This is a genomic window from Acaryochloris sp. CCMEE 5410, from assembly GCF_000238775.2.
GTDB lineage: Bacteria > Cyanobacteriota > Cyanobacteriia > Thermosynechococcales > Thermosynechococcaceae > Acaryochloris.
On sequence record NZ_AFEJ02000001.1, the window covers coordinates 547,566 to 568,086 of the forward strand.

The 20,521-nt window shown below is 47.4% G+C and carries 23 protein-coding genes, 1 tRNA gene and 1 pseudogene; 12 read left to right on the top strand and 13 right to left on the bottom strand.

The genetic code is table 11. The annotated features are described in order from the left end of the window. Positions 1-25: 25 nt before the first annotated feature. Positions 26-718, bottom strand: coding sequence for a lipid-binding SYLF domain-containing protein (locus ON05_RS02355; protein WP_010478391.1), 693 nt, complete (start codon positions 716-718; stop codon positions 26-28). A gap of 465 nt (positions 719-1,183) precedes the next feature. Here ON05_RS02355 and ON05_RS02360 point away from each other — a divergent pair, with 465 nt between their 5' ends. Together ON05_RS02360 and ON05_RS02365 are read left to right on the top strand one after the other, a co-directional pair. After that, complete coding sequence (locus ON05_RS02360; protein ID WP_010478392.1) at positions 1,184-2,179, top strand: sodium:calcium antiporter; 996 nt, start codon at positions 1,184-1,186, stop codon at positions 2,177-2,179. Between the two features lie 86 nt (positions 2,180-2,265). Next, positions 2,266-3,558, top strand: coding sequence for a phosphatidylserine/phosphatidylglycerophosphate/cardiolipin synthase family protein (locus tag ON05_RS02365; protein WP_010478394.1), 1,293 nt, complete (start codon positions 2,266-2,268; stop codon positions 3,556-3,558). 30 nt (positions 3,559-3,588) lie between these two features. Here the strand turns inward: ON05_RS02365 and ON05_RS02370 are convergent, their stop codons facing one another. From ON05_RS02370 to ON05_RS02380, 3 genes are all read right to left on the bottom strand, one after another. Further along, the gene (locus ON05_RS02370; protein WP_010478395.1) at positions 3,589-5,103 is read right to left on the bottom strand and encodes an FAD-dependent oxidoreductase; all 1,515 of its coding nucleotides are present in this window, start codon (positions 5,101-5,103) and stop codon (positions 3,589-3,591) included. A gap of 165 nt (positions 5,104-5,268) precedes the next feature. Continuing rightward, positions 5,269-6,225, bottom strand: a complete 957-nt coding sequence (locus ON05_RS02375; protein ID WP_010478397.1) for a YihY/virulence factor BrkB family protein — start codon at positions 6,223-6,225, stop codon at positions 5,269-5,271. 38 nt (positions 6,226-6,263) lie between these two features. Next, positions 6,264-6,665 carry a phage holin family protein gene (locus ON05_RS02380; protein WP_010478401.1) on the bottom strand — a complete coding sequence of 134 codons (402 nt, stop codon included), beginning with the start codon at positions 6,663-6,665 and terminating at the stop codon, positions 6,264-6,266. 290 nt (positions 6,666-6,955) lie between these two features. Here ON05_RS02380 and ON05_RS02385 point away from each other — a divergent pair, with 290 nt between their 5' ends. From ON05_RS02385 to ON05_RS02425, 8 genes and pseudogenes are all read left to right on the top strand, one after another. Next, positions 6,956-7,132 (top strand): YqaE/Pmp3 family membrane protein, encoded by a 177-nt coding sequence (locus tag ON05_RS02385; protein WP_010478402.1) that lies wholly within the window; start codon positions 6,956-6,958, stop codon positions 7,130-7,132. A 20-nt stretch (positions 7,133-7,152) separates the two neighbouring features. Further along, positions 7,153-9,993 (top strand): PAS domain S-box protein, encoded by a 2,841-nt coding sequence (locus ON05_RS02390; protein ID WP_010478404.1) that lies wholly within the window; start codon positions 7,153-7,155, stop codon positions 9,991-9,993. Between the two features lie 172 nt (positions 9,994-10,165). Further along, on the top strand, positions 10,166-10,597 hold the full coding sequence (locus tag ON05_RS02395) for a response regulator (RefSeq protein WP_010478405.1): 432 nt from the start codon (positions 10,166-10,168) through the stop codon (positions 10,595-10,597). A gap of 8 nt (positions 10,598-10,605) precedes the next feature. Then, a complete protein-coding gene (locus ON05_RS02400; protein ID WP_010478407.1) occupies positions 10,606-11,844 on the top strand; it encodes a hybrid sensor histidine kinase/response regulator in 1,239 nt (412 codons plus the stop codon). Positions 11,845-11,917: 73 nt separating this feature from the next. Next, positions 11,918-12,997, top strand: a complete 1,080-nt coding sequence (locus ON05_RS02405) for a hybrid sensor histidine kinase/response regulator (RefSeq protein ID WP_010478409.1) — start codon at positions 11,918-11,920, stop codon at positions 12,995-12,997. Positions 12,998-13,224: 227 nt separating this feature from the next. After that, a complete protein-coding gene (locus tag ON05_RS02410) occupies positions 13,225-13,524 on the top strand; it encodes a hypothetical protein (protein WP_010474211.1) in 300 nt (99 codons plus the stop codon). Positions 13,525-13,607: 83 nt separating this feature from the next. Further along, a pseudogene (locus tag ON05_RS02420) lies at positions 13,608-14,518 on the top strand (mechanosensitive ion channel family protein). 263 nt (positions 14,519-14,781) lie between these two features. Next, the gene (locus tag ON05_RS02425; protein WP_262561004.1) at positions 14,782-15,777 is read left to right on the top strand and encodes an IS1 family transposase; all 996 of its coding nucleotides are present in this window, start codon (positions 14,782-14,784) and stop codon (positions 15,775-15,777) included. Here the strand turns inward: ON05_RS02425 and ON05_RS02430 are convergent. From ON05_RS02430 to ON05_RS02470, 9 genes are all read right to left on the bottom strand, one after another. Further along, the gene (locus ON05_RS02430) at positions 15,774-16,031 is read right to left on the bottom strand and encodes a hypothetical protein (RefSeq protein WP_262561095.1); all 258 of its coding nucleotides are present in this window, start codon (positions 16,029-16,031) and stop codon (positions 15,774-15,776) included. The genes ON05_RS02425 and ON05_RS02430 overlap by 4 nt on opposite strands. Beyond that, a complete protein-coding gene (locus tag ON05_RS02435) occupies positions 16,004-16,195 on the bottom strand; it encodes a hypothetical protein (RefSeq protein WP_039782144.1) in 192 nt (63 codons plus the stop codon). Before ON05_RS02435 ends, ON05_RS02430 begins: the two co-directional genes overlap by 28 nt. A gap of 156 nt (positions 16,196-16,351) precedes the next feature. Continuing rightward, positions 16,352-16,461: transfer RNA gene (locus ON05_RS02440), tRNA-Ser, on the bottom strand. Positions 16,462-16,553: 92 nt separating this feature from the next. Beyond that, positions 16,554-17,051: a DUF3368 domain-containing protein gene (locus tag ON05_RS02445; RefSeq protein WP_010481255.1), complete on the bottom strand. Its 498-nt coding sequence runs from the start codon at positions 17,049-17,051 to the stop codon at positions 16,554-16,556. Then, on the bottom strand, positions 17,044-17,295 hold the full coding sequence (locus tag ON05_RS02450) for a UPF0175 family protein (RefSeq protein ID WP_010481253.1): 252 nt from the start codon (positions 17,293-17,295) through the stop codon (positions 17,044-17,046). Before ON05_RS02450 ends, ON05_RS02445 begins: the two co-directional genes overlap by 8 nt. Positions 17,296-17,516: 221 nt before the next feature. After that, entirely contained in the window at positions 17,517-18,434 is a 918-nt protein-coding gene (locus ON05_RS02455; RefSeq protein WP_010481251.1) for a DNA adenine methylase, read from the bottom strand. Between the two features lie 96 nt (positions 18,435-18,530). Next, entirely contained in the window at positions 18,531-18,833 is a 303-nt protein-coding gene (locus ON05_RS02460) for a DUF2958 domain-containing protein (RefSeq protein ID WP_010481247.1), read from the bottom strand. A gap of 30 nt (positions 18,834-18,863) precedes the next feature. After that, positions 18,864-19,214, bottom strand: a complete 351-nt coding sequence (locus tag ON05_RS02465) for a hypothetical protein (RefSeq protein ID WP_010481246.1) — start codon at positions 19,212-19,214, stop codon at positions 18,864-18,866. A 50-nt stretch (positions 19,215-19,264) separates the two neighbouring features. Then, on the bottom strand, positions 19,265-19,597 hold the full coding sequence (locus tag ON05_RS02470) for a hypothetical protein (protein ID WP_010481244.1): 333 nt from the start codon (positions 19,595-19,597) through the stop codon (positions 19,265-19,267). Positions 19,598-19,793: 196 nt separating this feature from the next. Here ON05_RS02470 and ON05_RS02475 point away from each other — a divergent pair, with 196 nt between their 5' ends. Together ON05_RS02475 and ON05_RS02480 are read left to right on the top strand one after the other, a co-directional pair. Beyond that, positions 19,794-19,982, top strand: coding sequence for a hypothetical protein (locus ON05_RS02475; RefSeq protein ID WP_010481242.1), 189 nt, complete (start codon positions 19,794-19,796; stop codon positions 19,980-19,982). A 148-nt stretch (positions 19,983-20,130) separates the two neighbouring features. Continuing rightward, a complete protein-coding gene (locus ON05_RS02480; protein ID WP_010481240.1) occupies positions 20,131-20,385 on the top strand; it encodes a hypothetical protein in 255 nt (84 codons plus the stop codon). Positions 20,386-20,521: the final 136 nt, after the last annotated feature.

Below are 20,521 nucleotides of genomic sequence, written 5' to 3' on the forward strand. Positions count from 1 at the left end.
AAGCATCCGTCAGTAGTGAAACTCCTTACTGTTGGGCCTTGAACAAACTATCCTTGAGAGGATAAATAGCTTGGGGCGTTGGCAACCTGGAACTCGTAAAAATCTCGCTAGCACTGATGGGGCGGCCATACAATTCGCGATTGAGGCCATCGTTAAATCCGAGTTCTGCCCCTTCAAATGCAGCGCCACCAAACAGTCCCCGACTACGGGAATAGACGTAAATAGGGTCACTGCCATCTTCATCCTGGAGTACTTCAGCCGCAGTACCTTCTTCTTCAATCGCTGTTCCAGTTACGTTGCCGCCAAGTTCAATTGAGCCGTCACTTAAGACATCATCTACTGATTCTTGATTAGGGAAAACCAGCACTAAATCACTGGATTTGGCACCAAATTGCAAGCCGAAGCTCCCACCTGTGACGTTAATAAAGGCGGGATTACCCCATGTTCCATTTGCGTTGCGGGTCAGCATCACACCAGTTCCTCGGCGGGCACCGACGATAAAACCGGCTTGAGTAATATCAGGGATAATCGCGACAGCTCGGCTACGGCGCAGAACCTCTGGAGCAATCTGCGTTTCTGAACTAATCATCATCTCCTGAAAAATCTTGGTGGATTCTTGGATGATTTCAGTCGTTTCAGAGGCTGCGATAGCTGGGTGTTGCACTGAGACGACTGCTGCTGCCGCAATGGGTAAGGCGATTAAGGGTTTCCAATTCATAAGTTACCTCCAATTTAGTAATGCAAGAATAAAATTGCAATGTGTTTAAGTACGGGTTAGTCAAAGATTTTGAAAGTGTTGACTTATAGCTTCTGAAGAATTGAGAGCCCCTTATTGTGGAGTTAGGGCACTTCTTACTCCCCTTGGCTATCACATTCTCAAACTATCAGAAACCCCTAATTTCGTTCCTCTATCAAAGGGTCAGTCGTGAATATGTCTAAAGACTGAAAAATTAGATGTACATGTGAACATGTTTATTTAGTTATGGTCGAAATTCTTATGACCCAACGTTGTTAGGTATTTAGAAATAGCTATCATCTGCCATTCTGTGTCAGAAAGTCTGCATGCAAATCTATCTTTTGGTAGTTGCGAACAAGGGTAGAAATCTAAAGGATTAGAACAAGTCAAACTACTTAAAACAACTGTTTTTATACAATCAATCTTTCTTGCTGCTTCGTAGGCGTTATGAATCTAATTCTTTGGACCTTAGTACTTCTAGCCTCTGTCTGGGCTGCCCATTGGGGCGCTGATCAACTGGCTAACCCTTTACAAAAACTGAGAAAACAGTGGGGGCTGAATGAAGCAGCAGGTGCAGCCTTAGTTGCATTGGCCACGGCCAGTCCTGAAATTGGTACTAATACAGCTAGCGCCCTACAGGGTTTATCAGACATTGGCTTAGGCAATCTACTAGGTAGCAATATTATCTCGGTGCCTGTCATTGTCGGGGTGGCTTACATCGCTTCTCAAGGAAAGACCTCGTCCTTCATGAAAAACTGGTCCAATCGAAAAGTTTTACAACTTAAATCCGAGGCCTTATCTGTCCAGGCAATCCCCTACGTTGTTATCTGTCTCCTGGCAGCAATACTGCTGTTACCGGAACCTTGGCAAGGTCTACAGCCGATCGATGGCTGGATTATGCTGCTGGTGTATGGAATTTATGTAGGACAAGCCATTCTCAGAAAACGGCAAAAACGCCAGTCGGTGCGTTGGCAACGCCAAGAATTAATAGTTTCTATTTTGGGAGTCGTCGTTTTAGCAGGGGGAGCCTATCTAACCGTGACAGCTACAGAGAAGATCGTTGAGATTTTGCAGATTTCTCAAATCCTTGGGGGGCTTTTTATCACTTCGACCTTGAGTATTGCTCCGGAGGTATTTGCCACCTGGAGTGTTGCTAAGAGTGGGCAGGTAACAGCAGCAACAACTAGCGTGATAGCTGATAATACGGTAACCATGACTCTGGCACTGTTTCCCCTAGCTATGGTGTCCTTACCTATCAAAGATATCCAGTTATTTTCAGTCAACTTAGCCTTCGTTATCATTCTAGGATGCTTCTATGCAGGCTTTGTACAATGGGGGACCCCCAACTACAGCTTTAGCCTGCGAGAAGTTGCCGTCTTGATTTTGATTTATGGTATCTATCTGGCGGTGATGCTGTTTGGCGTTTTCCGAGTTCTTGGCTAGCTTTTGCCCAAAATAGTTATCAGCTAATGTTTAATGATGCTTTGTAAATCGTAGAGACTGATGCATTGGCTATCAGTGGTGTCAATATGTCGACGCTAATTTTGGTTTTGCGATCGCTGTTATGGGTCCTCCTCGGATGTACCGGGGTGATATTCGTTAGCCTGTATATTCGAGGGGCCTTTCGCGCACCTGTTAAGTATCGAGTCAAAGATGGCCCTAGCCCAGCAGAACCGAGATTTTCGACGGTGCTTGCCAGTCTTTCTACCTCCTTGATGACCTCTGGAACCATCACCCAGTTCTGGTCCCAACCCGATCAGATCCAAGCTGCTCGGTTAGCAGCCATCAGTGCTGCTCAGCGCACCATTCACTTTGAAACCTTTTTTATGACACCGGGACGCCGGGCCAATGATTTTGCAGCCGCCCTGGCCGAACGCGCCAGCGCGGGGGTTAAAGTGCAACTTGTGATTGATGCCTACGGTGCCAACACGTTACCCAAACGTTACTGGCAGCGACTACGAGCGGCAGGGGTTGGGGTCGTGTTCTTTAATCGGTTTGACTGGCGAGCCCCTTCTAATTTTGCAGGTCGCACCCACCGTAAACTGCTCCTTATTGACGGTCAGGTTGCCCTGATCGGTGGCGCTGGCATTTCTGATCATTGGGATGGGGATGATCAAACGTCCCCCTGGCTAGATATTGAGGTGCGCATAGAAGGTGAAATCGTTCCCGTTTTAGAAGGGATGTTTATTCAGCATTGGACATACAGTGGGGGAGAAGCCAATCTTAGGGCCGAGACGTTTCGGGCGGACCCCGTTCAGGATAAAGGATTGATGTTAGTGACGCCTGGCAACAATCCTACCTATCGTTTTTCTCCTATTCGGGCCTTGAAAGAAAATACCATTGTGGCTGCCAGACAGCGAATTTGGTTAGCGAGCCCATATCTAATTCCAGATCGTAATTCCCGAGAACTCTTGATTGAGGCCAAACAATCGGGCGTGGATGTACGCATCCTGACCTCGACCCTGGGCAATATAGATAAAAAATACGTTTATTATGCCGCGTATGAGCTATACGGCGATTTGCTAAAAAATGGCATTGAAATATATGAGTATCTTCCCAACATGACCCATGCCAAGATGCTGCTCGTGGACGACCAATGGGTGAATATTGGCAGTGCAAACTTTGACCCCCGCAGCTTTTTCCACAATGAAGAGCTGGATCTTTCTACGGCGGACCCCATGCTGCAACAATCCGTTGAGCAAGTATTTGAAACGGCGTTCGCCCAAAGTCAAGGCATGAGCTTGAAAGATTGGCAGCACCGTTCTTGGTGGCGGCATCGATTATTCGGGGGGTTAGTTCGGTTTATTCAGTGGCAGCTGTAGGCAAGGCGAGTTCAAGACTGAGCGTTGCAATTATTGGAACGGATGCTGTTCTAGGTCGTGAACTGCAGGGCCACAAATGATTTTGCCTGCGGTTGTAAAGCGAGCGCCATGACAGGGGCAATCCCAGCTTTTTTCAGCACTGTTCCAGTTAACAATGCACCCTAGATGGGAACAGGTGGCCGAGACAATCTCTAATTTACCTTCATGATCTCGATAGACTGCAATTTGCTTGCCATCCACCGTCAGAAGTGCGCCTTCACCTTTTTGTACGTCTGCTAGGGAGGATTTTTGCAATGCCTTCATGCGATCGCCCAGCCAATGCCGACCCACATCCAAGTTTTCTTCCATAGAGGTCCGGGTCAGAAACGGCGTCGCTCGGGTAGCGTCGTAAAGTTTAGCCCAGGGATTGGGACGCCCCAAAATCTTATCTGTTAGGACCATCGCGGCCACCATGCTATTGGTCATTCCCCACAAACTGAATCCTGTCGCCACGTAGATATGGTTACTGAGGGGAGTCAGTTTGCCCACATAGGGCAACTTATCAAAGGACACCACATCCTGACTCGACCAACGATAGTCAAAGGTATCAATGTTGAACCGCTCGCGACCATAAGCTTCGAGGGCCTGGTAGGCCGACTCCGTATCTGAGCGACTGCCAACTTTATGGCCTTCACCCCCAATGAGGAGGAGTTGACCGTCTTCGTAAGGAGTTGTGCGAATAGAGCGGTAATCATCCCCCACTCCGATAAACATACCTGCGGGAGCCCGTTCAGAACTGATCCAAGCCCCGACGATATAGGATCGTTTGGGAAAAGTTTTAGCAAAAAAGAGCCCTTGATCCAAGATGGGAAGATTTGTGGTGATCACGACATCTTGGGCCTGAATCTTTCCTCTTTCAGTTTTGACGGTGCAGAGCATCCCTTCAGATGCCGTGTGAACTCGGGTTTGCTCAAAGATATAGCTACCCTCGCCCGCAACCTGTTGAGCAAGGTGGAGTAAATACTTGCGAACGTGGAATTGGGCTTGACGCTCCAACTTGATCGCCCCGGCGATGGGAAAAGGAAGATGAGTTTGTTGGACAAAGGTAGCGGCAAGTCCCAGTTTAAGCGCTGCATCCACTTCGTCTTTAATCGCATCCAACTGATCTGCAGATTCAGCAAACGTGTAAGCATCTTGGAAACTAAAATCACAGTCAATCGACTCAGATTGGATCAGGTGGATGATTTTATCCAGGGCCGCTTGGTTGGATTCTGCATACAGCCGAGCTTTATCCTCGCCTAATTCTTGAATCAGATCCGCATAAATAAGCTGATGCAACGCCGTCACCTTAGCCGTAGTATGTCCGCTGGCCCCTTGAGCAATCCGCCCAGCTTCCAGAACGGCCACGCTTTTGCCCGCTTGTTTTAATAGCCAGGCAGTAGTGAGGCCCGCTATCCCACCCCCCACGACCACAACGTCTACCAGAGCAGCTTCGTTTAGAACAGGGAAAGTGGTCGTGTTTGATGAGTCAAGCCAGTAGGATATGGGTTTGCCGGAGAGATTCATAGCGCTATAGAAACGAACAGATTGATAAAACTATAGGCAGCGGATAAAAGGGCTGCATCTACCCTGAGGTACAGATGTATAGGGTTCAGAACCCGGAGTTTGTCTTGCTTTTTTATCAAAAAAAAGAACCCCTTGCGGAGTTCTTTGCTCTCTATCTGTTGGTGATTATCGATAGGGATAATCTGGCTGGTCTGTCTTTGGGCGCCGGTGGGAGTTTCCCATACCTTGCTTTGCCCTGACCTGATCTGAAACGGGAACAGCATGCTGATCAGGGACAATTTGCGACCCATACTTTCGGGCATAGACCTGAGTAAATTCGGCCCCAAAGAAGAGGATCTGAGCTGAGTAGTAGACCCACACCAGCAGTACAACCACAGAACCAGCTGCCCCGTAGGTTGACCCTACACTGCCATTGCCGATGTAAACCCCTAGGGCGAACTTTCCAACTGCAAACAGTAAGGCCGTAATCCCAGCACCCACCCAAACATCTTTCCATGTGATTTTGACGTCGGGTAAAACCTTATAAATCAGGGCAAATAGGAGCGTGAAAACCCCGAAGGAAATCGCCAGGTTTAGAATTTGACCGATTATGCCTAAACCCGGCACTAGGCGATTGATATAGGCACTAAAGCCAGCTAGTCCAGCACTCACCACTAGCGAGACCATCAGGATAAAACAAATTCCTAGGATCATGCCAAAGGATAAGAAGCGCTGGCGGAGAAATCCCCAGATACCTTTGCCAGGTTTAGCTTCCACTTCCCATACGGTATTCAAAGCGCCCTGAAGTTGGGTAAACACCCCGGAGGCACCGAACATTAAAGCTACAAGACTAAAAATCGATGCCACCGTACTCCCACCTTGGGACTGACTGGTATTTTCAATGGCAGTTTGAATCGTTTCAGCCCCCTGGCGGCCGACCAAAGATTGGAATTGGTCAATCACCACAGTCTTGGATTCATCACCAAAAATAAAACTGGCCACCAAAATCACAATCATCAATAGTGGTGCCAGGGCAAACACAGTGTAGTAGGCTAGGGCTGCTGCCAGGCGAGAGGATTTATCTTCTTTCCATTCTGTAAAAGTGGCCTTGAGAAGTCGCCAAGTTTGCTTCAAACTAATCATGAGAAAAATGTGATACTGAGTCGGTTGGATCAGACGATTTATTGATCTTCAGTCACATAACTCGGAAATTTTTCACTGAAATATTTGCTGAGTAATGTGTTGACGAAGGAGAGCAGGACCGGAGCCAGAAGGAAGGATAGGAGCCCACTGACCTTAAATCCAGGCACAAATAAAGCGGCTAACCATAGACAAAAGCCATTGACGATTAGCGAAAAGGCCCCCAAGCTCAAGAATGTTAGGGGTAAAGACAAGAGTGAGATGACGGGCTTAACAACAGCATTCACTACGCCGATAGCGCCTCCACCAATCAAGGCAGCGGGAAAGGATGAGAGATTAATGCCTGGGAAAATGATGTCCACCACTAATAGGCTGAGGGCGGTGGCTAGGAGCGTTAATGCGGACCCTATCAGCACATTTTTTGAATCATATCGAGCTAACATAAGCTGTTTCCTCAATGGGTAGTTGATACTGCTGGAATCAGCAGCAATCGCTATATTTAGTTATGAGCTTACGAGCATATAAATCTCATAGGAATCTACCTTAAGGACAAAGATAGTCAAGGTTGATCATCCTCAAGGCAGAGTGAATACGGTAGCCAACCAGTGAGTCAACGCCCTACATCTTGACTTCTAGTTTGCGAGGTTGATTAGAAGTCAGTCTACAGATAGATGATGTCTGCCAAGCATTGGTAGATGATAAAAATAAATAAACTATTTGTAGGATAAAAACGATGAGTTTACTCAATGTCGCTCTTGCAATTTTGTTACCCCCTGTAAGTGTTTTCCTAAATGAAGGAATAGGCATCACCTTAGTCATCAATATTGCCTTGACTATAGTGGGTTGGATTCCGGGCTCCATCCATGCGGTATGGATATTATCGAAGCGATCTGAAAAAGCCCGTATTTAGAGTAGTGCCTTGTAGATAATATGACCTCCGACTCTCCACTCATCACCCCTCCTCCCTTATCATCATCTGACTCCGTTAATAATATTCAGAAAGACTTGGAGGTCATATCTCCAGTGGTTTGGCAAGCAGGTTATCAAGGTAAAGTCAATTGGCTCGGTACTCAATGGCAAGTCCTAACAGGGCGTTTACCTGCTGATAGTTTAGGGGATGCTTTTTGGGAATCAGTAGCGGAGAGGGAGCGGGAATATAGTCGTCAACAATGGCAAAATGCTTGTGATAAGCAGCAAGCATTTTCGATGTCTACCAGTCTATGCTTGAGCAGTGGTAATCTTGGCTCTGCAATAGTTCAGGGTGAGCCTCTTTGGGATGATCAAAAACAATTGGTTGGATGGGTTGGAACGGTACAGGTTACTGACACTGCCACTCCATTACAATCTAGACTGGATTATAGTCAGCAATTTTTACAGGCCGTTCTGGATAATCTGTCTGATGGCATCGTTGCCTGTGATGCTCAAGGAGTATTGACACTCTTCAACCAAGCAACCCAAGCGCTACATGGACTCCCCCTTTGTACAATCCCCGCTGAGCAGTGGGCAGACTACTACGATCTGTATGAAGCAGATGGTAAATCTCCCCTGGCTCAGCATGATATTCCCCTTTTCAGGGCGCTGAAAGGAGAATCCGTCCTAGATGCCGAGATAATGATTAAGCCGAAACAAGGCATTCCCCGGACGATTCTGGCCAATGGTGATCCAATTTACGCCAAAGATGGTCAAAAACTCGGCGCTGTCGTGGCTATGCAGGATATCACCCAACGTAAACGCGCTGAGTTGGAGTTGCGTAAAAGCGAAGACCGGTGGCAGCTTGCCATCCAAGGTACAGGAGATGGTCTATTTGATTGGGATGTTGTCACTAACGAAGCCTTTATGTCGCCTCAGTTGAAGCAGACGCTGGGTTATGAAGATCATGAGGTAGAAAATAGCTTTGAGGGCTGGCGACAGTTGGTTCACCCCCATGACCTTGAAGACGTTGCTGCTGCCCTTGAAGCCCACCTACAGAACAATGGCTCTCTCTACCGAGCTGAGTATCGGATGCGATGTAGAGATGGTAACATCAAGTGGATTTTGGCCCGGGGCCAGACTCAATGGAATGATGATGGGAAGCCCATACGAATGATTGGGTCCCATCAAGATATTACGCGACAAAAGCAAGCGGAGCAGCAACTGGCTCAGCTTAACCAAGATTTAGAGTCACGGGTCAAGGCCCGAACTGCTCAGCTAGCAGCAGCTAATCGTCAAAAAGAACTGTTACTGACTCAAGAGCAAGCTGCTCGTCAGCAAGCTGAAGATACCAAAGCTGCCATTGAGCTCTACGAACAAATCATTCACAATATCCAACTTGGTTTTTTGGTTTGGAAGGCCCCCGATTTGATGACAATTGAAGCATTAGAACTGGTGGCAGCTAACCCAGCTGCAGAAAATCTGTTGGAAACAGAGCTACAGAGTAAAATTGGCCATCGGATGGAAGTAGTTTTTCCTGATTTCGTTGAGCATAATCCCAATGTTCTTGTATCTCTGTTAGAAGTAATTGAGGCTCAGCAATCCCAAACTTTCGACCATGTGACCTTGACACAACCTAGTGGCGAAATCAGAATTTTTTCGCTAAAAGCTTTTCCTCTCCCGGATCACTGTATTGGAGTAGCTTTTGAAAATATTACGGAAAGAAAGCGAACTGAAGCTGCTCTAAGCCAGAGTGAACAGCGATATCGTACTGTGATAGACAGTGTCGAAGAAGTGATCTTTCAAACAGATACCCATGGCTGTTGGACGTTTCTTAACTCAGCTTGGACAGAGATCACGGAATATGAGATCAGCGAAAGCTTAGGAAAGTCCCTTAAAAAGCTAATCCCTGCTCCAACGGATCAGCTAAAGTGGCAAGCCCTATTCGATGATTTAGTCCATGAAGCAGAAGGCCTTATCAACTTTAAAATTGAAATTTTGACCAAAGCCCAGGAACGACGATGGTTAGAAATTAGGGCAGTCCCTTTTCTTGATATGGATGGTTGTATTATTGGTACCAAAGGTACCATTCACGATATTACAGAACTGGAGAAATCAGCGGCGAATCTCAAAGTCCAAGCGAATCAGTTGATCCAATTAAATGCTGACTTGACGGCAACTACTGAGCAACTGGAAAAACGCAACCAAGAATTAGACCAGTTTGCCTACGTGACTTCCCATGATCTGAAAGCCCCCCTGAGAGCGATCGCTAATCTTTCTGAGTGGATCGAAGAAGATCTTGAAGATCATTTCACTGATGAAGCCCGTAACCAAATGACTTTATTGCGCAGTCGTGTGATGCGGATGGAAAATTTGATCAACGGACTATTATCTTATTCTAGAGCAGGTCGTTTACATCAACCCAGTCAAAAGGTTGACGTGAAACAGTTAGTAAACGAAATCATCAATTCTCTCAATATACCTAACAGTATGGAAGTGCAGATTGATCCAGAATTGCCATGCTTGATGACTCAGGAATTACCGTTGCTACAAGTCTTTTCTAACTTAATCAGCAATGCAGTTAAACATCATAATCAAGATCGTGGCAAGATCAAAATTATGTTTCAAGATCAAGGAAACCATTATCAATTTTCAGTAAAAGATGATGGTCCGGGGATTGATCCTCAATATCATCAGAAAGTGTTCAATATTTTCCAAACGCTAAAAGCACGGGATAGCTTTGAAAGCACTGGTATTGGCCTGGCTATCGTCAAAAAAATCGTTGAATCACAAGGGGGAACGATTACGTTGGTGTCGCAGCTAGGGGCTGGATCGACCTTTCACTTCACATGGCTAAAGTGAGTATTTCCCAAGAAACCAATGCCCAATATCAGAAGGCGTTATGCAAAACGAGATTTGGAATCTCTTCCTTTTAATAGATGTGAGTAAAAGAAATCATTGTGTAATCTAGAAGAGCCTTAGAAAAATATCTTCTTGAGCACTTAACTCATGTTGCAAGTTGGATAAAAGGGAGATGAATGATAAAACGCTCAATATTTTATTGGTAGAAGACGATGAAGTAGATGTGATGAACGTCCAGCGAGCTTTCAAAAAGGCGAGAATTACAAATCCCTTGTATGTTGCTGGTAATGGCTTGGAAGCACTGTCCATGCTTCGGGGACAAGATGGAGAATCCGCCCAAGTACCCAAATCTCGACGTTTAATCATGCTTGATCTCAACATGCCCAAAATGAATGGGTTGGAATTTTTAGAAGCGATACGCAACGATCCAGAACTTAAATCGACGCCTGTGATAGTGTTGACCACCTCAGACGAGGATCGCGATCGCATCGAAGCTTACAACCATAATGTGGCCGGTTATATTCTCAAACCCGTTACTTTCTCCAAATTTGCGGATGTGATGGCCACACTCAATAAGTACTGGACCCTTTGTGAAATGCTTTGATTTGACTGATGGACGAGACTCTAAAAATACTAGTCGTTGATGATGATGCAGTTGATCGGATGGCAGTCCGTCGGGCTTTGCTGAAAACCGATTTAGTGGTTGATCTTTCAGAAGCTGAAGATAGTGAATCTGCGCAAGCCACTTTAAAGACTAGTCAGTTTGACTGTATCCTAGTTGATTATTTTTTACCTGATCAGAACGGTTTGGAACTGGTAAAACATATACGTCACCTTGAAATTGATACACCATTAGTAGTGCTCACGGGGCAAGGAGATGAGCAGGTTGCTGTAGACGTCATGAAAGCTGGCGCAGCAGACTATTTGTCAAAAGCCCGGATTGCACCATCTACTCTAGCTAGAAGTGTTCAGGGGGCTATCCGCCTTCACCGAGCAGAACAGGCTGCTCGTATTGCCAGTGAAAGACTATGGAGGACGAATAATCAACTACGCCAGCAAAATGAAGAACTTGCTATGCAGCGGGCCCAGATTGAATCTAAGAACCAAGAACTCATTGAAGCCTATCGCCTCAAATCTGAGTTTATTGCGACCATCTCCCACGAGCTACGAACCCCTATGAATGCAATTATGGGTTTCTCTCAGTTACTCATACGTCAGTACCCCGACCCGCTAAGTGAACAACAGTTAGACATGGTTAAGCGGATTTTTGACAATAGCCGTAACCTCTTGAGCATGGTCAATGAAGTGTTGGATTTTTCTAAAATTGAGGCCAACCGTTTAGAGATTCATCCCAATGACTTCCAGCTTTCTGTGCTTGTTCTGTCTACCATTCAAGAACTTCAACCCCTTGCTTTAGATAAAGACCTTACTTTGGAAGCTAATCTTCCAGAATCTCTGCACACCTTACAGATAAACAATGATCCTGAATGTCTGCGTCGAATATTGGTTAATTTAATTTCCAATGCTATAAAATTCACCAAGACTGGCGGAATCACCATATCTGTCAGACAACCCAACACAAACCAAGTCGAACTTTCAGTTCAAGATACTGGAATGGGGATTCCTCAAGAGCATTTGGAAGCTATCTTTGAACCGTTTCGCCAAGTTGATCAATCCTTGACCCGTGGTCATCCTGGTACAGGATTGGGGCTTGCGATTACAGACTCTCTGGTCAAAGCCATGCAAGGAAAAATCTCAGTTACAAGCCAACTGGGTGAAGGGACAACATTTGTTGTTCAATTGCCGATTCACGCCAAAGAAGCTCCCAATGGGAGGGTAAAACCCCTATGATTTGAGCTGAGCCATCTTGCTGGTATCAACATGACTGACCGATCTTTTTGCAAACGTACCATTAGTCAAGCTCATGCCACCTGCTGCCTCATCTATACAATTATTGAACCGCTATATTCTGGCCGTTGACGATCTGCCAGATAATTTGATGCTGCTCAAAATGATGTTGGAGAGTGCGGGCTACCGAATAGAATTGGCGGATAGTGGTCCGGTGGCGCTGGCGCAAATCCAAAAAGCCCAGCCTGATTTAGTGATTTTGGATGTGATGATGCCGGGAATGAGTGGCTATGAAGTCACCCAAAAGATCCGCAATGACCCTCAGCTACCCTATATTCCTATTCTGCTGATTTCAGCCCATGAGCGCTCAAGCGTGGTCAAGGGACTGGATGCCGGGGCGGATGATTTTATTCGTAAACCTGTGGAGTTAGAGGAACTGCAGGCGCGGGTGCGATCGCTTCTGCGTCTCAAGCAGTCCATCGATCAGCGAGAGAACTTTATCTCTTGCCTCACCCATGATTTACGGACGCCGTTAATTGCTTGCGATCGCATGGTGGATTTGGTTCGCCAAGGGGTATTTGGAGACATCGCCCCAGCAGTAGAGGAAGCCCTAGCGGGCGTTAGCAGCAGCAACCAAAATTTGCTGCAGATGCTCAACACTTTGCTAGAGGTCTACTGCTACGAACTGGGGGAAAAGAAACTCAGTTTTATTGCCGTTGATATGCAGGAACTGATCACTGAGGTGGTCACAGAACTCAATCCCCTGGCCTTAGAAAAACAACTGAAGTTAACCTGCGACTGGCAGACCGAGGTGCGGGAACTGAGGTGCGATCGCATGGAGCTACGCCGGGTGATCACCAACCTCATCAACAATGCCATCAAGTTTACGGACACGGGTTCTATAACCGTATCCAGTACCTCCGATCCGAAACACCTTCTCATTGAAATTCAAGACACCGGCGTGGGGATTGCCGAAGCGGACCAAGCTCAGATTTTTGAGCGGTTTAAACAGACCCAGCATAATCGCGCTGGTCACGGCCTAGGACTGCATTTATGCCAGCAAGTGGTCCAGGCCCATGGCGGGGAATTGTCGGTGCGATCTCAACCCGGTCAAGGAAGTACCTTCACCCTTCAGCTCCCTCTTACGGTCATTTAGCGACCGGCGAACCAATAAGGCTCCTGCAACACAGATCTATACCGCTAGGCGTAGATCTATATATGCCTGAAGGTAGAACCCTTTCCCAGCTTGGGTTGATAGGGTAAGGATGAGCCTTCACACTTGCAACATTCATTCTGTACTCGACATTGCATCAAGATTATCTGGAGAATGGCCAAAGTGCAGAGGAGAAGGATTTGAAGATTTTGCTATAAGGAGCGTTTCCCATGCCCATGACAACCGACAGCAGACAAGCCTATATCGAAAAAGTCAAAGCACAACTGGATCAATACGATGCTCAACTCGCAGAGATGAAAGCCAGAGCCGATCAAGTAGCTGCGAGTGCTCAAGTTGAATACCATTCCATGATGGAAGAGGCTTTAGTGAAGCGAGATGCCATGCAGGCTCAACTCACCAAACTTCACCGGTCCAGCGAGAGCGCTTGGGAAGAGATCCAAAACGGTTTAGAGAAAGCTGGGCAAGAATTACAAAAATCTTTTGAAGCCGCTTTAGGGAAATTTCAGTAAAGAACTTGAGTGATCCATCCTCCGTTGCTTCTGAGAAAGTCAGCAGTGTCCCAGAATTTTGTAGGTAGAAGTCAATCACGATAATGTCCGATATTCTTAAGACGATTGAGTCAAGCTTAAATGAGCTGCTAGCAAGTGCAGTCAAAATTTTCCCAGCACTGTTAACGGCTGTCATTGTTTTATTCCTAACCCGATATATGGCGCAATTGGCGCAGCGTATTGCGGGCAAAGCGGGCAAGACAGCCTTTCGGAGTCATTCAATTCAAATCCTCCTAGAGAAAACGGCCTATGTTATGACCTGGGTGATTGGTGTTGTTTTTGCAGGGTACTGGCGTTTCCTGGCTTAGATTTAGGGGATATTATTGCCACTCTGGGTTTAGGTTCCGTCGCGATTGGTTTTGCGTTTCAAGACATTATCAAAAACCTTTTCGCAGGTATTTTATTGCTGCTACAAGAACCCTTCAGTATCAATGACCAAATCATCATCGATAGCTTTGAAGGAACCGTCGAGAAAATCAATTTCCGCACCACTCAGATTCGTACATATCAGGGAGAACGGATTCTGATTCCCAATGCCAATGTGTTTACCAGTGCAGTCCAGGTGCAAACGGCTTATCCCAGTCGGCGAACGGATCTAGGGGTTGGGGTTGACTACAATACGCCTCTAGAAGATGCTGCCAGTCTTTTGCAAGGCACGATTGAGCAGTTGGATGGGGTGCTTTCTAACCCTGCACCGGAAATTGACTTGGTTGGCTTTGGGGATAGTTCGATTGACTTTATCGTTCGCTATTGGACGGAACCCCAACAAGCGAAGGTAAGACGAGTCCAGACAAAGGCGATAATCGCCATCAAGAAAGCCTTTGATAAAGCAGATATCACTATTCCTTATCCTATTCGGACGCTGTATTACTACAACCAAGATAACTACAACGATTACATGCCCACTAGCAATAATCACCAAGATAGTCGCATGTTATCCAAAATGGCTCAATAGCTGTTTCAGGGAGGTTGCTTGATTCAAGTTGAGGAGGGTAATGTCAGGTAAATATGCCCCTTCCTTAAGGAGAACGATGCTGACGCTTTCTAAGTTAATCGATGAAGTCAAATGTTACGAGACCGTTCGTATGATGCGTTGGCCTGAGGGCGTTTGCTGCATTGAGTGTGGAGCCAAAAGCGTCACACAACGAGGCAAACATGGGCACTGGTCTGTTAGCAGGATCTAGCTATAATGCTTCCGACGCAACCTAATGTAGATCAATGGAATGCCCATATTGTCTAAGCGAGAAGATCCTAAAGCGCGGCTTTGATAGCCTGCAAGATGGGACATTAGTCCAGCGATATCAGTGTAAGGATTGCAATCGGCGTTTCAACGAACGCACGGGTACCCCAATGGCTCGCTTACGCACCGCTAGTTCAGTAGTGAGCTATGCCATCAAAGCTCGCACCGAAGGGATGGGTATTCGTGCTGCAGGTCGAACTTTCGGTAAATCTCATACCACCATTATGCGTTGGGAAAAACGCCTAGCAGACCAAGCACAGAACTGGTCACCTCCCGCACCAGCAGCCTCTGATGTGACGGTAGAAGGGGATGAAGTTTACACGCGTGTAGGCAAAAATCTTCCCCCCAGCCAATCCCAGGGCTGGACCATCCATTTCCTTGAACGCGAAAGCCGCTATTGGTTGACAGCACAAGCTGGCCTCAAGGATGCACAACTTTTTGCAAATGGCGTTTACTCAGCTTGGGAGTGGGTCAAAGCCTGTGATGGGATTCGATGGTTTACCGATGGTGAGAGGCGTTATGGACAAGAACTTTGGAAGCTCGCCAATGTCTATCTCAATGGTGAGGAGTGTCATCCTGACTATGGGCATCGCAAGGTTTGGCGAGAGGGGTTAGAAGTCGCGATGAAAGTTAAAGGGTCTCAGGGGAATCGGCGAGTAGAGTGGGTGAAAGCAGAGCATCCCTTTACCGCTATCAGTCTAGGGTCTGAGGTCCATGCCAATCATAATGAGGCTCACAATGCTGCCTTGAGGAGACGATGTAGTGCTTATCGAAGACGGCAGAATCTCTACGCTAAGAAGCGGTCGGGGTTACAGCGAGTGCTAGATGTACAACGCCTGATTCATAACTGGGTTAGACCCCATTGGGGGCTCAGTAAGCAGACCACACCAGCAATGGAGATGGGATTTTGTTCTCGTCCGTTGAGCACACTAGAACTCCTCACCAATAAAGGGTTTAGGTATGTGCCCTGTTAGTAGACCAGTGCCGAGCGTTCGCTCAGAAGTTGCCCCTTTACGACTTCATCACCAACCTTGACCTTTAAATCTTCTGGCCGATCTAAGGTCAACCGCAACTTTAATCGTCGAGGAGTGTTCTTTTGGGGAGATGCTGGTCGAGGTGTACTGGTGGGCGACACAGCTGCAATCGTCTCAGTAGTTTCATTTGAAATCTGGGGCTGAGCACACCCCACCAATAGCAACGCTATCGCAAGCCCCGTTCTCGCTTCCATTTGGCAATCAACTTTCTTGAACATCCCGTCCCCGTCACCCGTCGTACATGCTGAATCAAGGTGGAATAAGTCGCCCCTGCTTCAGCCTGATCCAAGGCTGAAATCCTGAGCCAATGGGGACCCTTAGGTTGAGAGAGTAAAGGCGTGGATAGTGCTTCCCGCAAATTCTGAAAATTTCTTCTTTAAGCCAACTGCTGAAATACCCTTGCAAGCTGGGGTGTAGCTTTAACTTGTTGCCAATGGTATTTACGAGATAAAAAAGGGACTCCTGAAACCTAGGAATCCCTGAAAGGGTATATATTTCGAGGTTTTTTCAAAAACGAGCATGGAGGGATTCGAACCCCCGACCCTCAGAACCAGAATCTGGAGAAAAGCCTTATTCTATAAAGATTTTAGCGTTTTAACGAAATGATTACCCCAATTTTACCCCAATAATAACGGATTCATGTTTCAGATCCCTCACTCTACTGCTTTAGAGCAAGTATCATTCATATCTGCACGAGAACGTTAGTGCTATCGCTTTCACTCTCCCACTAAAGCTAATGCTTGATCGATGACCCGATCGCTCAAATACATTCCGGCTTGTTTGAGGTCTGCAATCACGGGACGAGCTGCAGGAAGATGCCCCCGCTGTTTTGCTGCCAGCACTAAGCCCAAAGTGCCCCGGACAGGAATTCCCAGTCTCTTGGCACAGCGCCGACCGGCCAAGTCATCCAAAATGGCTTCGGTTCCTGGATGCTGTTTGGCCCAAGTAAGAACGGCAGATTCACCGGGGTCGAGGTTACAGTCTTGCACGGCTTTAGAAATGCTGGATATTTCAGTTTCAATTAGCCAATCCACAGCCTGTACAGCCTGGAAGGTTGGGTCTGCTTCACCGTATTGCTCAATCTCTGTGGCAACCATCTGGGGTACAAGCACTTTAGGGTAAAGCGTTTGCAAGAGATGAAGATAATTAGCGGTGGTCAAGAAAATTAGAGGCGAGGTATCTATGACAGGTGGCGGTGTCGATAACTCAGCCACGGGCTAGCTCCTGAGCCAAATCGTCAAAATCAACCTGAAACACATCCATATTTTCATGGGCCAATCTCTTGAGAAATTCTTTACGGTTCATTCCAGCTAGTTGCGCAGCTTTGCCTTGGGAGATCTCACCACGGGCATACCAGTAAATGGCAGCTGCCAGTTGTAAACGATGGGCAAAGCTTTCACCATTGTCTGCCTGATTAACCACAAGGTCATCAGGGATATTAAGGGTGACTTGGGTCATTGGGAATCCTCCGTTGGTTTAGAATCCTAGTCTTTACCTCTACAACCGCATTCCATAGTGCTAGGGCTAGGGCTTAGCATTGAAAGTCCTTATCGAGGAAAAGATGGCTTTGACTCACTTATTGGGCTGCTGCTGCCACAATGAGACGATCATACTCAGCCTGCTCATCTGCGATATCAGCCTCATTTTCTAGTATAGGCTTCGGCTTCCGCGCTGTGGAATTACGGTTCATTGGAACTCCCCCTCTCGGGTATCGCGCTTATCTTCCGAGTCAGAGAGAACGGTATTGGGGATAGCTTAACCTGAACGATCTGAGGAGGCTCGGGGGATAACCATAAGCACTCCACCCGCTTCACGCCAGAAGTTGTAAATGCCTTTTGTTCAACTCGTTTCCAGTCGGAGTAAAGCTCCTCGTAGAGTAGACAGGCATAACCGCTGACGATCGCACGTCCCTGAATGCCATGCAATATTTCCGCAAGTTGGCGATGATCCTCATCGGTCATCTCATGTCGGTACTGACGTCGGGGTGTTACTGGATTCTGGTGCCGTTTATCTTTACTGCCCCTTGCACTATGGGGATAGGGTGGGTCGCAGTAGAACAAAGTACTGGGGGAGTCATAGATTTGGATGCAGTTGAAAGCATCTAGATTGAGGAATTGGACGGTTTGGATACGGTCAGCGATCGCAACCAAGTGACTCACATCCCAAGAACTCGACGCTTGCAGTCTAGAGGAACTCAGGCCATGGCTCCAGCGACTACCGCCTCCAATGTAGGCCAGCTGACAATAGAGATAATGCCGTCTAGCCCATTCCAATGGCTGATCACAAGCTTGCAGACAGCACTGGAATTCTGCAGCTGTGCGAGAGGATTGAGCAATGGCCTCTAGGAGGGAATCAGGCTGCTGTTGAAGGACTTGAAAGAAGTTAACGCCTGCTTGATGGAGATCGTTATAGATTTCAGTGGCGACGGGTGGTTTTTGCAATCCCACACTAAAGGTTCCGCCAAAGGGCTCGACATAACAATCATGATCCGGGAAGTAAGACCGAATCCAGGGACCGAGCAACCATTTACCGCCAAAATACCGGAAAGCTGGGCGGTTAATCTGGGGAAGCGATCGCGTAGACAGAGCAGACGACATGGTTTTAGAAAACACTCTTATAGTTCTTATGCACTATTCTATGGATACAAAAAATCTTCTAACCCGAGGCAGCAAGGGCTGCCTCGGGCAGTGCAGTTAAGTCCAGCTCTGCTGCCGGAGTTGGGACAAGGGAGTAGGCTGAAAGTGCAGATCTCGCTCGATGGGTAAACCCGATGGTCCCCGTGCTTGCTGCAATTCTGCCAAGCTGAAGTAGCCCAGCTCTTCCTCCAGCCCCTGAACCAAACCAAATAAGGTATCTTGGCCATCGAACTCAGTCGCATACCAGGTCCAAGATGAATCGGGAGTAAAATACTTGACCCAGGCAACGGGATCTGAGGCGTTTTCAGTGGTATACAACGGCGGCAGCTGTCGCCTGATTTCATCAGTGATTAATTGCATTTTGATTTTTCTAATTGGTTGAATGTGGCGTTAGGCAGCCGTTTGGGCTTCCAGATGGGCAATAGTGGATCGCATTTCCAGCTTGGCGATGCTGAATTGATTGCGAAGTAGACCGAGTTCTATGGCTAGCTGTTCTCGTTTCTGTTTGGCTTCCTTGAGGGCTGTGGCTGCCTGGTAGTAATCAGGGTCATTCTGCTGACGCTCCAGCTTGACGGCTTTGCGCTGGGCCTCGTTTTTAAGGGTGGTATCAAAAGCGATCGCTTTATCAATCAGCGAGGCAAACAGCGCCACACTTTCGCTCAAGGTGATGATCTGCTGATCAAGTTCTAGGATTTGGTGCTGCAAGGAAGCGATCGCAGCAGGATAGGCTGATAGTTTCATATTTCAAATTCCTCAACAGGGGCAAGGGGAGAAGGCTCCCCAGAGCAGATTTAGGCAGCGCGTTCGACAGCTAAAGCTGTCTGGTCTTTGGCCTCCTGAGCCATTGCCGCCGCTTGCTCCCAGATATTGATGGAAGGACGTTGTTTTAACTGCGCGTCAAAGACATCCCGGTTAAAGCTGCTATGGGTGCGATCGCCCGTGACGCAGAATTCACAGGCATCTTCACAGAGGGATTCGATGGAACGCTCTAACCAGTGGGCTAGAACCTCGTTGAGATCTTGAATCTCGTACTGCTCGCCTGAATGGTCTAGCAGTGCAGATTGAATCTGACTGGCTGCTTGAGTCAGGGCGTTAAGCGCCGTATCCGTAATGGTTGGTAACATAGCGTTGATTCCTTTGCGTATTGGAGTCATCCCCTGCTGGGTCCGTCCAAAGAAACAGCAGGGGCTTGTCTATACACCTATTATAACTGGTGTACATGCAAATAAAGCCGAAAAACACCTAAAGCTTGATAGGTATTACTTATCTTTCAATACCTAGTAGCCACGCTATATTGGAGCTGTTAGTAGAGGTAGGATTATGCCCCGTCCTGGTGGTAACCCCGATTTAGTTGCCCATCAATTCAAAACAGACCGCCCTGAGCCCCTTTCGGCACGTATACAGATCCGGGTAACTGAACGAATGAAAGAGCAGGTGACAGCGGTCCCTAACTGGCAGGAATTTGTCAGAGAGGCGATCGCAGAAAAGCTATTAGAACGCAATTCCTAAAGCATGTATGCGCTCCGTAACAGAGATGCATGAATACATAGATATCGGTGCAAAACCGCAAGAGACTCCCTTGCCTGAGCCGAGCGGAGCTGCTGCCCCTTCTCGGCTATGAGCGGTTGTCAAGCCGCAAACTGGGGCAGGTCATACAATGCCCAACAACTTAAATGTGCGGGAGGCTCTTAGCGATACCTTTCGCTGTGGAGCGATGAAGTCGAGGGGCCGGACGCACCCTAAAACAAAAGGGCAAACCACCAATGGCCCCTGTTTGGCAATCGCCCCCGGCTTGACAATCAAAATGCACCCCCACCCTGGAATCTTTGCGGCGGTGTTATCTCAGTTGCCCCCCTTGCCCTCACCTCGCTTCGCCGCCGCCACACCTGCAGTCTATTGGGGTGCATTTTGAAGCGATAGCCCAACATAATCTAAGCGCCACGGGCGGGACTGTTGAAGAAAGAATGGTATCCTACCGACGGCACGGGAACAGCGGCGGTATGTCTTGCGATAAGCAAGATTGGTTTGGCTCCGCTGGGTCGGTGCCT

Coding starts and splice junctions, on each gene's coding strand:
- ON05_RS02480 (WP_010481240.1), top strand. CDS start 20,131: ATGCCCAACAACTTAAATGTGCGGGAGGCTCTTAGCGATACCTTTCGC.
- ON05_RS02360 (WP_010478392.1), top strand. CDS start 1,184: ATGAATCTAATTCTTTGGACCTTAGTACTTCTAGCCTCTGTCTGGGCT.
- ON05_RS02365 (WP_010478394.1), top strand. CDS start 2,266: ATGTCGACGCTAATTTTGGTTTTGCGATCGCTGTTATGGGTCCTCCTC.
- ON05_RS02370 (WP_010478395.1), bottom strand. CDS start 5,103: ATGAATCTCTCCGGCAAACCCATATCCTACTGGCTTGACTCATCAAAC.
- ON05_RS02475 (WP_010481242.1), top strand. CDS start 19,794: ATGCCCCGTCCTGGTGGTAACCCCGATTTAGTTGCCCATCAATTCAAA.
- ON05_RS02450 (WP_010481253.1), bottom strand. CDS start 17,295: ATGACCCAAGTCACCCTTAATATCCCTGATGACCTTGTGGTTAATCAG.
- ON05_RS02460 (WP_010481247.1), bottom strand. CDS start 18,833: ATGCAATTAATCACTGATGAAATCAGGCGACAGCTGCCGCCGTTGTAT.
- ON05_RS02375 (WP_010478397.1), bottom strand. CDS start 6,225: ATGATTAGTTTGAAGCAAACTTGGCGACTTCTCAAGGCCACTTTTACA.
- ON05_RS02410 (WP_010474211.1), top strand. CDS start 13,225: ATGCCCATGACAACCGACAGCAGACAAGCCTATATCGAAAAAGTCAAA.
- ON05_RS02455 (WP_010481251.1), bottom strand. CDS start 18,434: ATGTCGTCTGCTCTGTCTACGCGATCGCTTCCCCAGATTAACCGCCCA.
- ON05_RS02425 (WP_262561004.1), top strand. CDS start 14,782: ATGGAATGCCCATATTGTCTAAGCGAGAAGATCCTAAAGCGCGGCTTT.
- ON05_RS02385 (WP_010478402.1), top strand. CDS start 6,956: ATGAGTTTACTCAATGTCGCTCTTGCAATTTTGTTACCCCCTGTAAGT.
- ON05_RS02400 (WP_010478407.1), top strand. CDS start 10,606: ATGGACGAGACTCTAAAAATACTAGTCGTTGATGATGATGCAGTTGAT.
- ON05_RS02405 (WP_010478409.1), top strand. CDS start 11,918: ATGCCACCTGCTGCCTCATCTATACAATTATTGAACCGCTATATTCTG.
- ON05_RS02395 (WP_010478405.1), top strand. CDS start 10,166: ATGAATGATAAAACGCTCAATATTTTATTGGTAGAAGACGATGAAGTA.
- ON05_RS02380 (WP_010478401.1), bottom strand. CDS start 6,665: ATGTTAGCTCGATATGATTCAAAAAATGTGCTGATAGGGTCCGCATTA.
- ON05_RS02355 (WP_010478391.1), bottom strand. CDS start 718: ATGAATTGGAAACCCTTAATCGCCTTACCCATTGCGGCAGCAGCAGTC.
- ON05_RS02390 (WP_010478404.1), top strand. CDS start 7,153: ATGACCTCCGACTCTCCACTCATCACCCCTCCTCCCTTATCATCATCT.
- ON05_RS02430 (WP_262561095.1), bottom strand. CDS start 16,031: ATGGAAGCGAGAACGGGGCTTGCGATAGCGTTGCTATTGGTGGGGTGT.
- ON05_RS02470 (WP_010481244.1), bottom strand. CDS start 19,597: ATGTTACCAACCATTACGGATACGGCGCTTAACGCCCTGACTCAAGCA.
- ON05_RS02465 (WP_010481246.1), bottom strand. CDS start 19,214: ATGAAACTATCAGCCTATCCTGCTGCGATCGCTTCCTTGCAGCACCAA.